Origin of the sequence: Dolichospermum circinale AWQC310F (genome assembly GCF_000426925.1) — a bacterium.
GTDB classification, from domain to species: Bacteria; Cyanobacteriota; Cyanobacteriia; order Cyanobacteriales; family Nostocaceae; genus Dolichospermum; species Dolichospermum circinale.
Map to the genome: position 1 here is coordinate 229,586 of NZ_KE384674.1, position 13,275 is coordinate 242,860.

General features: G+C 36.4%; 11 protein-coding genes. 4 read left to right on the forward strand and 7 right to left on the reverse strand.

The annotated features are described in order from the left end of the window. Window positions 1-13 precede the first annotated feature (13 nt). Together ACIR310F_RS0108540 and rnhA are read left to right on the forward strand one after the other, a co-directional pair. A complete protein-coding gene (locus ACIR310F_RS0108540) occupies window positions 14-421 on the forward strand; it encodes a GNAT family N-acetyltransferase (protein ID WP_028083473.1) in 408 nt (135 codons plus the stop codon). Window positions 422-438: 17 nt separating this feature from the next. Then, window positions 439-1,350 carry a ribonuclease HI gene (gene rnhA, locus ACIR310F_RS0108545; RefSeq protein ID WP_028083474.1) on the forward strand — a complete coding sequence of 304 codons (912 nt, stop codon included), beginning with the start codon at window positions 439-441 and terminating at the stop codon, window positions 1,348-1,350. Between the two features lie 165 nt (window positions 1,351-1,515). Here the strand turns inward: rnhA and ACIR310F_RS0108550 are convergent, their stop codons facing one another. From ACIR310F_RS0108550 to ACIR310F_RS0108580, 6 genes are all read right to left on the reverse strand, one after another. Further along, a complete protein-coding gene (locus tag ACIR310F_RS0108550; RefSeq protein ID WP_028083475.1) occupies window positions 1,516-3,396 on the reverse strand; it encodes an ABC transporter ATP-binding protein in 1,881 nt (626 codons plus the stop codon). 65 nt (window positions 3,397-3,461) lie between these two features. Beyond that, window positions 3,462-3,926, reverse strand: coding sequence for a hypothetical protein (locus tag ACIR310F_RS0108555; protein WP_028083476.1), 465 nt, complete (start codon window positions 3,924-3,926; stop codon window positions 3,462-3,464). Window positions 3,927-4,222: 296 nt separating this feature from the next. Next, complete coding sequence (locus ACIR310F_RS21890; RefSeq protein WP_051289513.1) at window positions 4,223-4,768, reverse strand: hypothetical protein; 546 nt, start codon at window positions 4,766-4,768, stop codon at window positions 4,223-4,225. A 162-nt stretch (window positions 4,769-4,930) separates the two neighbouring features. Then, window positions 4,931-5,836, reverse strand: coding sequence for a 16S rRNA (cytosine(1402)-N(4))-methyltransferase RsmH (gene rsmH / locus ACIR310F_RS0108570; protein WP_028083478.1), 906 nt, complete (start codon window positions 5,834-5,836; stop codon window positions 4,931-4,933). A 17-nt stretch (window positions 5,837-5,853) separates the two neighbouring features. Continuing rightward, window positions 5,854-6,279, reverse strand: coding sequence for a hypothetical protein (locus ACIR310F_RS0108575; protein WP_028083479.1), 426 nt, complete (start codon window positions 6,277-6,279; stop codon window positions 5,854-5,856). Between the two features lie 187 nt (window positions 6,280-6,466). After that, window positions 6,467-9,658, reverse strand: coding sequence for a type ISP restriction/modification enzyme (locus tag ACIR310F_RS0108580; RefSeq protein WP_028083480.1), 3,192 nt, complete (start codon window positions 9,656-9,658; stop codon window positions 6,467-6,469). Window positions 9,659-9,965: 307 nt separating this feature from the next. Here ACIR310F_RS0108580 and ACIR310F_RS0108585 point away from each other — a divergent pair, with 307 nt between their 5' ends. After that, window positions 9,966-11,150: an NAD(P)H-quinone oxidoreductase subunit H gene (locus ACIR310F_RS0108585; protein ID WP_028083481.1), complete on the forward strand. Its 1,185-nt coding sequence runs from the start codon at window positions 9,966-9,968 to the stop codon at window positions 11,148-11,150. Window positions 11,151-11,205: 55 nt separating this feature from the next. Here the strand turns inward: ACIR310F_RS0108585 and ACIR310F_RS0108590 are convergent, their stop codons facing one another. Then, window positions 11,206-11,874, reverse strand: a complete 669-nt coding sequence (locus tag ACIR310F_RS0108590; protein ID WP_028083482.1) for a hypothetical protein — start codon at window positions 11,872-11,874, stop codon at window positions 11,206-11,208. A 137-nt stretch (window positions 11,875-12,011) separates the two neighbouring features. Here ACIR310F_RS0108590 and ACIR310F_RS0108595 point away from each other — a divergent pair, with 137 nt between their 5' ends. Further along, the gene (locus ACIR310F_RS0108595) at window positions 12,012-13,229 is read left to right on the forward strand and encodes a glycoside hydrolase family 10 protein (RefSeq protein WP_028083483.1); all 1,218 of its coding nucleotides are present in this window, start codon (window positions 12,012-12,014) and stop codon (window positions 13,227-13,229) included. The last annotated feature ends 46 nt before the right edge of the window (window positions 13,230-13,275 follow it).

A 13,275-nucleotide genomic window follows, 5' to 3' on the forward strand; every position in this document is an offset into this window, starting at 1 on the left:
TAAAATTAAAATTATGAATTATCAAGTAGTTAACCAATTGGATGAAACCCAAATTTACCAACTTGTAGAGTTATACAAAAATGAATTTTGGAGTAAAAACAGGACATATCAAGGTGTGGTCAAAATGTTGGCTGCATCTGATATTATTATTGCTTTAGTAAATGAGGAAAAAGCACTAATTGGTTTTTGTCGGGTTCTGACTGATTTTGTTTATCGCGGAGTTCTTTATGATGTGATTGTTAAACCTAGTTATAGAAAAATGGGATTTGGTGCTAAGTTATTAAATGAAGTCATTAATCATCCCGAATTAAAAAAAGTTGAAAATATTGCTCTTTTCTGTTTACCAGAAATGATCCCATTTTATCAAACTTGGGGTTTCACTGATGTTGTCAAGTTAGAATTAATGTACCGTTATCAATAATATAGCAATTCTGGATCATGTCTAATCAACGGATAATTGAAAGTATATACACAGATGGTGCTTGTACAGGTAATCCTGGTCCTGGGGGTTGGGGTACAGTTATCTATTTCTGTGATGGTTCAGTTCACGAAATGGGTGATTCATCCCAACATACCACTAATAATAAAATGGAAATGCAAGCGGCGATCGCAGCCTTGGAATTTTTTAAATCATCTGGACAAACTCAACCTATTACCCTGTTCACTGATAGTGAATATCTGATTAATTCTATTACTAAATGGATGCCAGGTTGGAAAAGGAAAGGCTGGAAAAAATCAGATGGTAATCCTGTCCAAAATCAAGACCTTTTACAAACCCTTGATCAACTTAATAGCCAATTGATAAAATGGCAGCACGTTCGCGGACATTCTGGTAATATTGGTAATGAACGCTGTGATGCGATCGCTCGCTGCTTCGCTAACGGTAAAACCCCTAACCTCCAACAGTTATTCCCCAACTCTGTTTACGAAACTTTACCTAAAATCAGTGAAATGAGTGAATCACTAGTATCTGATTATCCGATCAACTCTACAATAATAATTAATCAAAATACACTGGAAAGCAGTTCATCTGTATCAGATATAACCATTATGGAACCTTCTACTGCCCCAACCGCGACTACAACCAACGAACAACCCATTGAAATCAGGGTTTCACAACTTCGTAACTTAGTGGAAACTTTGCGTATTGCGGACGAAATTGCCGAAAAAGGCTACCTAATCACCAGTTCAGAATTAGCAGACTTAATGAGTGTTCACTCTAGCGCCGTTACCAGCAGAGGTGATGAATGGCGCTGGCGAAATTGGATAGTTTCACGGGTAAGACGTGAAGGTAATCAAATTCTTTGGGAACTGGAACGTGGAGACAAAATAGAAACCGAAATAGAATGAACAATGAAGAGGGAATAGAGTCGCCAGTTTTTCGGTGTATACTTTTTTAAGTAAATTTTGTATCTCATTCAACAATACCCTGGCCAAATTAAAAAAGCCTTGATTCCTAGGTGGGGTTGAGGTTTGTTTAACCCCACCTCCAAAAAAATATTGATTCAGTTGTTGTTAAGTTCCTAACATTTGCAAATTGTGCAAAGTAGCATAAAATCCCTCTTGTTGCAACAATTCTTCATGACTACCCTGTTCAATCAATTCTCCCCGCTTCAACACAAAAATCCGGTCTACATTACGAATCGTAGACAAACGGTGAGCAATAATAATTGCTGTACGCCTTATCAGCAACTCATTTAAAGCCTCTTGAACCAAAGCTTCAGTCCCCACGTCCAAACTAGCTGTAGCTTCGTCTAGCACCAAAATTTCCGGGTTACGAATAGCAGCCCGCGCAAAGGCTAAAAGTTGTTTTTGACCACTAGAAATATTTGTCGCCCGTTCTCGCAATTGAGTATCATAACCCTGGGGTAGTTGATTAATAAACGCTGCGACATTGGTTTTCACCGCTGCTTGTTCAATTTCTGCAAAACTGTAATCATCACCTAAAGTAATGTTACTTTTCACATCACCCGCAAACAAAAACGCCTCCTGCAAAATTACCGTCATATAACTTCGCAGTTCCCTTTGGGGAATTTCGCGGATATCCACACCGTCAATTAGAATACGCCCTTCAGTTGGTTCATAAAGACGACACAACAAGCGAATAATCGAACTTTTCCCCGCACCTGTCGGACCTACTAAAGCGACTTTTTCCCCTGGGTAAATAGTAAAGTCTAAATTTTTAATCACATAATCATCATCATTATAAGCAAAGGAAACATTTTCAAACTTAATTTCCCCCAAGGCGGGAATAGGTGTAAAATCTTGAGTTTCTAACTTAGAGATGATCTGATCAATGTAACCAAATTCCAAATTTTTAATTGCACTTTCAGAACCTGGGTAATCTTTAATTTCAATGGGTTCATCTAAAATATCAATTACTCGTTCAATGGCCGTAAAACCAGATTGAATCACGGTAAATTTTTCGGCAAAATTCCGCAAGGGTTCAAAGAATTGTTGGGCATATAAAATAAATGCTGATAAAATCCCAAAGGTGATTTGTTGATCTAACAATAACCCACCACCTAACCATAATACCCCAGCAATAGCAATTAAAGCAACCCATTCTAGGGTGGCAGAAACCGCTGAATCAAACCAAATACTAGTATCTACTTCCCTAACATAACGTTGATTAGCAGCCCGAAATAACTCCAAATTAACTTTTTCTCGGCGGAATAATTGGACTACATTAATACCAACAATATTTTCTTGGAGTTGAGAATTGAGTTGAGAAAGTTCTTCTCGGCTTTTATAATTAGCCGCCCGATATTGCTGTTGAAAATAAATTATTAACCAAGTGACTGGGAAAAGAATAAATATCAACAAACAAGCAAGTTGCCATTGAATTGAAAACATCAATCCAACAATCACTACCATAGATAATAAATCAGAAATAATACCTATAGCCCCAGTGGAAAAAACATCTCCTAAACTTTCTACATCACTAGTAAGTCTAGTAATTAATTTACCTACGGGTGTACTATCAAAGAAACGTACAGCTAAAGATGTCACATGATCAAATAAATCCTCACGAATAGCTGCTGTGATTTTTTGTCCTAATTTCTGAACTAAATAACCTTGTACACCTATTAATACTAAGCGGATAGCCGTTGCTATCAGTAACATCCCAATGAGAATATTTAAACCCTGCCACAGGGGCATATTTTGCAAAAATTGATATGTACTCGGTTCTTTGCGAATTAAAGAAACCGCTTGTCCGACTAACATGGGTTTAATGGCACTAGCAACAGCAATAGGAATTAGCAGTAACATAGATACTGCCAATAATTTGCCATAACGACGACCATAGGGTACTAAGCGCAAAAATAACCGCCAGTCATTTTCTCGAGGGCGGTATACCGTATCCGATTTAACCTGAGATGGGTAGATGCTCATAAATAGGAAATAGGGAATTAAAAACCGTTGAAACTTACAAAAGTGAATTTATAACTGAATGCTCACTAATTTTTTTCAAAAATTAAACCATTGATTTCTTGAGACTTTATCTCTGCGGCTTGATAGGCCAGCAAATATTCTTGGCCACCCAACATAACATCACCATAATAATCATAAGGCGCTTCACCATAAATAGGTAAAGGATCATCCTCTGGATAATCTTCCTGAGATTCTTCAATTACAGCTTTTAACTGCTTAACACTGAGACTTTGAGCCGGAAAATAATAAAGTTCTTGGGGCTTTTTTTGGAGAAAAGGAAGTGTAGGATCAATAATCACATCATTAACTTCAATCCAACCATGTTCAACAGGTTTATATGGCTTACCCGCAAATACTAAAAAGCCTTGTACATACTTTGCCCCTTCAGTCACTAAAACCGCTTTATAAGCATTATCAAAAGGTTTTTTGGCTTTACTTTTGATAGTGTTTGCAACTTGATGAGACAGAGTTTCATCTAATACTTTATTCATTGGATAAATCCTCCTTTAATTATGCCGACAATTATCTGTTAATTTTTGGTTTAGCATTAAGTAATTTTAGCAAATGTGGGATCATTTTTACTTTTCTTTTGGGTAAATTTAATATTTTATTTGTTCTTTCTGTCCCAGTTATTTCATATTCAAGAAGCAAAACAGAAATTAAACAGAAATTAGGGGTAATTCCTGGATTACCCCTATACAAGAATTAGGCCAATAGCCATATCCTAATAATAAATTCCCTGACCTTTAACAGGATATTTTAAAAGTATCATCAGGAATAAATAAACCTAATTTGAATTATTTTTATTTGGGTTTTTATTTGGGTTTTTATTTGGGGTTTTTTGTGGTGCAGGAGTTACCGCTGCTGGTTTAGAAACTTCTTGCTTGTAAAAGCGAACCACCTGCTGCACATAACCAGCCGTAAAGCCCTTATCGCAGCCCGTATAGTTACCAGTCATCCACCAACAAGCAACACCACGCACAGCAGCAGTCTCATCGTTTTTAGTGGCTGCAAATTGCTTATTTAACTCACGGGTGGTGATACAAGAAACAACTTGACGGGCTACCTTGGGATCATTTTCAAACTGAGTTGGTGTTAATTCTTTTTTCAGACAATTTCTCGTCCAACCTTTGAGAGTGTCCGGTTTAACTTGCCATTCACTATAATATCCATCATTGCGCTTTTTCGTTTTCGGTGCAGCTAGTCGCAAAGCTTCTACCATGGCTGCGACTTGGGTATCAGAAGCAGGAGGTTTCGCTTGGGCTAAAGACGGTAAAAATCCCAAACCAATAATCATAGTGCTAAACATCAATGCTATCGGGTTTTTCTTCATGACTCAATTTCTGATTCAAAACATCAAAATATAGCATATAACAACAGTAGATAATTCAGTCAAGAATTTTCTTCACTCCGTGTCCTCTGTGTCTAGAGTGGTTAGTTCAAAAAAGAATTTTAGGGCTAAACCAGGGACAAAGAGAGAGTTTAAAAGTATCAATCATCTACAAATTTCTTTTTGTGCTATTCTCAACTTAGCAGAACGAGAACGGGGGTTTTCTTTTATTTCCGCTTCCGTAGCCATAATTGGTTTTTTTGTTAAAATTCGCAAGAAAGATAAGTTTCTTAAACCGTGTTTAACTATTCTATCTTCTAAGCTGTGAAAACTGATAATTGCTATTTTTCCACCGGGAATAAGGGCTGTTGGTGCTTTTTCTATTAAGGTTTCTAAGACGTTTAATTCATCATTGACTGCTATTCGCAGGGCTTGGAAAACACGGGTTGCAGGGTGTATTCTTCCGTAGCGATATTTAGGAGGGACAGAGTAGGCGATCGCATTTGCTAATTCTGTAGTAGTATTAAATGGGCGATTTTCTACTATTCTTCTAGCTATTTTTCTCGAAAGTCTCTCTTCACCATATTTAAAGAAAATATCCGCCAATTCTTTCTCGTCCCATTCATTGATAATATCTCCAGCGGTGAGAGATTGTTGTTGGTTCATACGCATATCTAAATTAGCAGTATTTCTAAAACTAAAACCTCGTTCTGGATGATCTAAATGATAGGAACTTACTCCCAAATCTGCTAAAATTCCATGATAGGTACTTTCTAGAAATTGGTAATTTGCAAAGTTGCTATGAATAAAATTCACTCTATTTCCAAATTCCGCTAAATTCTCTTTGGCTGCATTTAAAGCATCTAAATCTTGGTCAACAGCGGTAATTTTCACATCTTCAGCAGTTGCTAAGATTAAGCGACTGTGACCTCCACCACCAACGGTTAAATCTAAATAATGTCCACCAGGTTGGATATTTAAACCTGTGATTATTTCTTGACTGAGAACGGGAATATGGGAAAATGTAATTTCTTCTAAATCTAGGGGTGTTTGTAAATCTGATTTGCTCATTAATTTATTTTATTAATTTATGAAAATGTAACTACTTTTTGCTTTTCAATGACAGAATTAAAATCAATTCCTTTCCAATCTTTAAATAGTTCCGCAATTTGTTCTAATGTGGTAAAATTGTCTGTAAAATATTCAAATTGGCAAAGATCAAGATTGAGAAAAAAAATCAAAAAGCTACAATGATCTTTTACACCAAAACCAAGGGGACAATCAACACGCCAATTATCTATACTTGTGCCATATTCATGAATAAATTCGCATATTTTTTCAATGCTACCAGAATATTTTTGACATAATTCTAATAATTCAAGAGGATTTTTAGCGATATCACAAAATAACTCTATTGCTTGATAGGTTAAATTGGTAGGACGATATTTAAAATCAATTAATGATTGACAAATATCTAAGGCTTCTAAAAATTTTTGTTCAGATGTTTTGTTCATTATGAATATCAAGAATATTGACCATATTTTGACCAAGGGGCGGTTAGAAACCGCATCTCAACAGACAAAACCCACCTACGTGGGTTGTTAATTTAGTCCGCGCGGACTTTGTTTGTGTAGACGCGATAGCGCAGCGTAAGCCATATTATATTCGCCGGAGTTTTATTATATTCACTTATTGATAATCTCATTCTAACGGAAAACCGCCATATTTGTCAATGATTTGATCAATATTTTCCATAATGTTAATAGTCTCCGATATGATGGAAATAATATTTTGATAATGACTAATATCATCAAAATTTAATTGTCTTCCTTTTCTGTCTTTCAACCATTTTTGACAAACTTGATAACCACCAATATAAAAATTCCAGATTTGTTGCGGAACTTGATCAAAATACTGTTCAGCATTTATCCAGATTTGTTGATGATTTTCATGATATTTGACCTGTTCGACCAGATCAGAACCAGGAATAGGATAGGTAGAAATTTCTGTTCCGGTTTCCTTCATTAAATGGTATTTAACTAGTTTATCACCTTTGATCACTAATTCCCAAAAAAGTGCAGCATTGGCGGTTAAAGGAACACGAGGAAAATCAATCTTTAAAAATTCGGCGTAACGTTGACGGTAAATAGGAGCATGAAAGATAGCGTAAATGTAATTAAAAATATCCTCTGGTCCAAAGGTTTTAGTTTTATCTCCTTTTCCATCAGAAATAAATTCTAAATCTAGTTTTTGAGAGAATTGTGTAATAAATTCTGGGGATAAATTCGGTTTACGTTCTCCAGGTGCGTTAGTTGGTGTAGAATCAAATAAAGTTGGGGTATTGGTTGGGTAAAGATAGAGAGGGAAAATACTTGCATTATCTAAAGAAGAAATTATACATTTATCTGTAATTTGATCACTAACAAAAAAATTATCTACTATTTCATTACGAGGTCTTCTTAAAGTAGCTAAAGCCAAATTTTTACCTTTAATAATATGATTCATTACTTCACTTCTAGGCATACAATGAAAGCCTCTAGAATTACCTGTATAATAAGTAAATCTTTGATCGAAGGGGCGATACATAATGGGGAAAATTTGTGATTTAGATAAGCCAAAATTTTTAATGTCTTTTTGCGCTAAATTTATTGACCAATCTCTTACATCTTTACCCAAATCAAAATAACTTCTTGCGTCTTCTGGTAATAAATCAATAAATTTATTTATGGTTTCCCATATTTCATCTTGATTAAATTGAATTGTTAAATTATCTCTAGCTGTAGCTACACCTAAACTATTAACTAATAAAATATCAGTAATTTTTGTGAAATTTTCATATTCAGACTTTAAATTAATATTTTGCGGTTGAAAAAGATAAAATTCAAACTCAGGCTTTAAAATTCTCCACTCAGTTGAACTAATATCATTTTCAGCTAACCAATGATACTTACCTCCAACCAACTCCTTATTTTCATAAACCTCCCTCATACCCCATAAATCAGCATGATAAACCGTTGCTAACTTTTGCTGACTATGTTCATATTTAATAAAAATACTGATTGCTACCCCTTGCTGAATATCAAAAACATTTTTATCCTGTGAACCGTCAGGACAAACTTCTTTCTTCTTACTATTACCATGTAGATCTAAAACATAAATCTCATCAAAAGTCTGCATCAAATTTTGACGCATTCCCCGAAAAGTGGGATTATCTAAATAACCATGATTCGTAATTAAAGCCACAATACCATAACCTGTTTCCGAAACTCGATGTTGAGCAAAACGGATAAACTTTACATAATCATCTAATAATCCTTTGGGGTTTCTTTCTCCTAAAGGTTTACCGTCTACTTGATAATAATCCCTAACTAACCCGACAATCCAAGGATCAGTATTTATAGATTCATAAGAATAAGGAGGATTTCCTAAAATGACCATCACAGGAACATCTTGTTTTACATCCTTTGCTGCTTCTGCTTCATTTCTAATTCTGTTCATAAAACCATCAGCAGGAGGAATTTGAAAAGCCTCTTGTAAGGTATTAGTTAAATAAATCCTTAACCGTTCCTCAGAACTAAAATCATAACCCAATTCTTGCAACTGTAAAACTAATTTTATATGTGCTACAGTATAGGGAGCCATTAATAACTCAAAACCAAATAATCGCGGTAATAAATGTTGACTAACATAACTTGACCACATCCCCCTTTGATTTTTAAACTTATCATAAATAAAATCAATGACATTGTGAATAAAAGTTCCCGTTCCCACCGCAGGATCTAAAATCAAAACTTGATGGGTTTCGATAGTTCCCTCACCCTTGGGATTAGGAACTTTAATCTTTTTAGAATCTGCTAAACCTTTACTAATATTAAACTTATGTTTGAGAATATAATCTACACTTTTGACAATATAATTAACCACTGGTTCAGGAGTATAATAAACCCCTCTTGATTCTCGCATTTTCGGGTCATATTCCGCCAAAAACGTTTCATAAAAATGGACAACAGGGTCTTCTGTGCGAGTCCGTTTACCAAAATTTTTGAGAATTTCCGCCATTTCCGTTTGTTGGAGAATACGCGCTAAATTATCTACAGCCCAACTAATTCTATCATCTAAATCAGGTCCGGCTATTTGTCCAAAAATACTTCTTAAAAAAGGGTTAGTTTTCGGTAATTTAAACGCTGCTGTTTCCCGTGAAAAAGTCTGAACATTATCAGTATTACACCGCGCTGCAAATAAACCATAACAAATAGTTTGGGCGTACATATCCGCAAATTGTTCAACGGTTAAATCCTTAATTAATACTCGTTGAAATGATTCCAACTGTTCCCGTAAAGTTCCCCCTTTATCCACATCATGCAACGCAGTTTTAATTGCATCTCTCATCAATTGAGCTAAACTAGCCATACGTTTAGCTAAATCCTTGGGTGTCGTGATTTGGGGAACTTTAGCTAATAAAAATTGCTGCAAAAGTTGGTCAACTTCCTGCATTCCTTCCTGATCAACTTTGATTTTTTTGTTTTTATCAATAGTTCCCAAAGCAGCAGATAGTTTTAACTCTCCTTGGACATACCAACGAAACTCTAAATAATCAGTTAAAATCAAATTACCCAAAGCCTGAAAATAACGCCCCATTTGAGCAGTTTTTTCCGCTTTTTTGAGAGAAAAACCAATATCTTTAGCCTCAATATGACCAACATCTAAAACACCATTTTTGACCACAAAATCCGGCGCACCACAAGCGATTCTTTTCGGTTCATTAATAGCTTGAATACCAGAATCTAAAGACTCCATTAACTTCTTCAAAGCTGGACGATAACTATGCTCAGTAGCATTTTGTCCTTGATAAACTTGATTAACTTCCTGAAAATAAACTTGCAAATACTTCATAACTGAAACACCCCTTAAAAACTCTACTTTTCCAACTTCGCACCTCTGGGTGAGCTAAAAAAAATTAGCCATAGATACTAATTAGGGTAATTATAAATTAAATTTATCTTACTACGAGTCAAAAACCAGCAAAACTACCCAAATATTGATATAATTATCAAGAACTCAATACCAATCATCATCTGATACATGAAAAAAGTCAAAACTCTTAATCCCCTATATATCAAGCTTCCCTATAATAATTGAAGTACAAGTTAATCTTAGCGGGTCAATTGACAACATCCACAACGGGAGAACAGCAAAATCTATGAGTAGAATAGAAACCCGCACCGAACCGATGGTGCTAAATATGGGTCCTCATCACCCATCAATGCACGGAGTTTTGCGCTTAATCATGACCTTAGATGGTGAAGATGTCGTTGACTGTGAACCAGTTATAGGCTATTTACACCGGGGGATGGAGAAAATTGCCGAAAACCGTTCTACAATCATGTATGTCCCCTACGTCAGCCGTTGGGACTACGCTGCGGGGATGTTTAATGAAGCGGTGACAGTCAACGCACCGGAAAAATTAGCGGGTATTACCGTACCCAAACGCGCCAGCTATATCCGTGTGATCATGCTGGAACTCAACCGCATTGCTAACCACCTCCTATGGTTTGGTCCATTCTTAGCTGACGTTGGCGCCCAAACACCCTTTTTCTACCAATTCCGGGAACGGGAAATGATTTATGATCTGTGGGAAGCCGCCACAGGCTACCGCATGGTTAATCATAACTATTTCCGTGTTGGTGGTGTGGCCGTTGACTTACCCTATGGTTGGGTAGATAAGTGTTTAGATTTTTGTGATTACTTTATCCCCAAAGTTGATGAGTATGAACGCTTAGTTACCAATAACCCCATTTTCCGCCGCCGTATTGAAGGCCTGGGAACTATTACCCGTGAAGAAGCTATTAATTGGGGGCTTTCTGGTCCGATGTTACGCGCTTCTGGGGTAAAATGGGATTTACGGAAGGTTGACCACTATGAATGTTACGATGATTTTGATTGGGATGTTCAGTGGGAGACTGTGGGCGATTGTCTTGCTCGTTACATGGTGCGGATGCGAGAAATGCGCGAATCTGTAAAAATCATTCGCCAAGCTATTGCGGGATTACCCGGAGGACCCTACGAAAACCTGGAAGCGAAACGGTTAATGGCTGGGAAAAAATCTGAATGGGATGGTTTTGATTACCAGTTCGTGGCTAAAAAAGTTGCTCCTACTTTTAAAGTTCCTAAAGGTGAAATTTACTCCCGTGTCGAAAGTGGTAAAGGAGAATTGGGAATTTACCTAGTTGGTGATAATAATGTTTTCCCCTGGCGCTGGAAAATTCGCGCCGCAGATTTCAACAACCTACAAATTCTTCCCCATTTACTCCGAGGAATGAAGGTAGCAGATATTGTTGTTATTCTCGGTAGTATTGACGTAATTATGGGTTCTGTTGATAGATAATCAATAGGAAACAACCAAATTTAGTAGAGACGTTTCCTGGAACGTCTCTACATTTCTAATGTTTAAGTTGAAATTGTTGACTATGATTTTGGAATAAGGGACGAACAACTACATACCCAGCCGCAAAACCAGTAATCATAATTAATACAATGGTTATTAATAAATTCCAGCCACTCAATTCCTTTGTATTAGACATGGTAGGACGAGAAAAGCGTACCTTTTTCTCTTCTATAAATACCTTTTGTGACCCCGTAGCGTTAATATCCGTACCAGATACGGCCGCCCCCTGGTGATGGTTTTGAGAATGTGTATTTTTTATGACTGCCTTTTTTTGGGGTTTAGGCTCTTGACGTGGAGGTGCTGCGGTGAACTTCGGCTTATTTGTAGGTTTATTTGTATATGTTACCTCATGTTTATTACTGATTTGAGGTTGAAGTTGAGTTGAAGATTTGACTTCTTTATTCAGTTGAGGTGCTACGGGAGAACTAGGTGCTGAAACATCAACTAACTTTTGTAGTTCTAAGCAAGACTCAATGACTTTGGTAATTTCTTGACGCAGTTGTTGATTTTCTTGGGCTAGTTTTTGATTGTGATTTGTGACTACATCCAATTTGGATTGTATTGCTTGTAACTCCGCTGTCAACTCCCGATAAACGTAGAGAGGGACCGAGGGGGGGTAGTTGCTAGGTGGTTGGCTATAGTTAGGGGCTGTAGATGTTTTCATGGATATTTTAGTATTAAAATCTGGTAATTAGACTCAAGACAACAAGGAGGAGAATATAGTTATTTGCGAGATTATGCCTAAGAATAATGTAAAATTGCACAAAAGGCAAAGTTTTGCAATTAAATTAATTGAAATTAATGAAAAAAATATTTCTCAAATGGCAACATCAAACTAGAAAACTGGGATTTTTAGCGATTATCATGGCCATGAGTATGATAGCTATCATTATGCTATCATACCCTTTAAATGCCCAAATTCCTAATTCCACAGAATTACGGGGGGTATGGTTGACAAATATTGATAGTGATGTTTTATTTGAGAGAGAACGATTAAAACAGAGCTTACGAACATTACAGCAATTCAACTTTAACACCGTTTATCCCGCCGTCTGGAATTGGGGATATACATTGTATCCTAGCAAAGTAGCAGCCAAAGTAATTGGTAAAGCAGTTGACCCCACCCCCGGACTGCAAAAGCGAGATATGCTTAAAGAAATCATCACCCAGGGACATAAGCAAAATTTAACAGTAATTCCCTGGTTTGAATTTGGCTTTATGGCACCTGCTGATTCACTTTTAGCTAAAAATCGTCCTGGTTGGTTGACAAATCGCCAAGATGGCACAAGAATAGTCAAAGAAGGAATACATAACCGAGTTTGGTTAAATCCCTTTCGTCCCGAAGTGCAAAAATTTATTCAAGATTTGATAGTAGAAATAGTTAAAAATTATGATCTTGATGGAATTCAATTTGATGATCATTTCGGTTTACCATCAGAACTAGGATATGATAGCTACACTACAGCATTATACCAACAGGAACATCAAGGTAAACTTCCCCCCACAGACTTCAAAAATCCAGAATGGGTAAGTTGGAGAGCGAACAAAATTACCGCATTTATGCAGCAGGTATTTACAGCAATTAAAGCCAATAAAAAAGATTGTATCGTTTCCGTGGCACCAAATCCCCAGCGTTTTTCCTATGAATATTTCCTAGCAGATTGGCAAAAATGGGAAAGAATGGGAATAATTGAAGACCTAGTTTTACAGATTTATCGTGATGATTTAAACATCTTTATCAGCGAATTAGAATATCCAGAAGTAAAACTAGCCCAAAGTCATATTCCCGTGAGTATTGGAATTTTAAGCGGGTTAAAAAATCGTTCAGTTTCCATAGAACAAATAAAAACCCAAGTCGAGAAAGTACGCGAGAGGAAATTTGCTGGTGTTTCCTTTTTCTTCTATGAAACCCTCTGGAATATTAGCCAAGAAAAACCCCAACAACGTCAACAAACATGGCGAAAAATATTCCCCACACCTGCAAATTATCCCAACTTATTAGCAAATTGGAAACCGTAGGAAATTACAGCAGTTACCGGTATTCACAAAGTACAGATATTAATGA

What these genes read in the sequence shown, in the direction of transcription:
- ACIR310F_RS0108540 (WP_028083473.1), top strand. Translation starts at nt 14, where the DNA reads ATGAATTATCAAGTAGTTAACCAATTGGATGAAACCCAAATTTACCAA.
- rnhA (WP_028083474.1), top strand. Translation starts at nt 439, where the DNA reads ATGTCTAATCAACGGATAATTGAAAGTATATACACAGATGGTGCTTGT.
- ACIR310F_RS0108550 (WP_028083475.1), bottom strand. Translation starts at nt 3,396, where the DNA reads ATGAGCATCTACCCATCTCAGGTTAAATCGGATACGGTATACCGCCCT.
- ACIR310F_RS0108555 (WP_028083476.1), bottom strand. Translation starts at nt 3,926, where the DNA reads ATGAATAAAGTATTAGATGAAACTCTGTCTCATCAAGTTGCAAACACT.
- ACIR310F_RS21890 (WP_051289513.1), bottom strand. Translation starts at nt 4,768, where the DNA reads ATGAAGAAAAACCCGATAGCATTGATGTTTAGCACTATGATTATTGGT.
- rsmH (WP_028083478.1), bottom strand. Translation starts at nt 5,836, where the DNA reads ATGAGCAAATCAGATTTACAAACACCCCTAGATTTAGAAGAAATTACA.
- ACIR310F_RS0108575 (WP_028083479.1), bottom strand. Translation starts at nt 6,279, where the DNA reads ATGAACAAAACATCTGAACAAAAATTTTTAGAAGCCTTAGATATTTGT.
- ACIR310F_RS0108580 (WP_028083480.1), bottom strand. Translation starts at nt 9,658, where the DNA reads ATGAAGTATTTGCAAGTTTATTTTCAGGAAGTTAATCAAGTTTATCAA.
- ACIR310F_RS0108585 (WP_028083481.1), top strand. Translation starts at nt 9,966, where the DNA reads ATGAGTAGAATAGAAACCCGCACCGAACCGATGGTGCTAAATATGGGT.
- ACIR310F_RS0108590 (WP_028083482.1), bottom strand. Translation starts at nt 11,874, where the DNA reads ATGAAAACATCTACAGCCCCTAACTATAGCCAACCACCTAGCAACTAC.
- ACIR310F_RS0108595 (WP_028083483.1), top strand. Translation starts at nt 12,012, where the DNA reads ATGAAAAAAATATTTCTCAAATGGCAACATCAAACTAGAAAACTGGGA.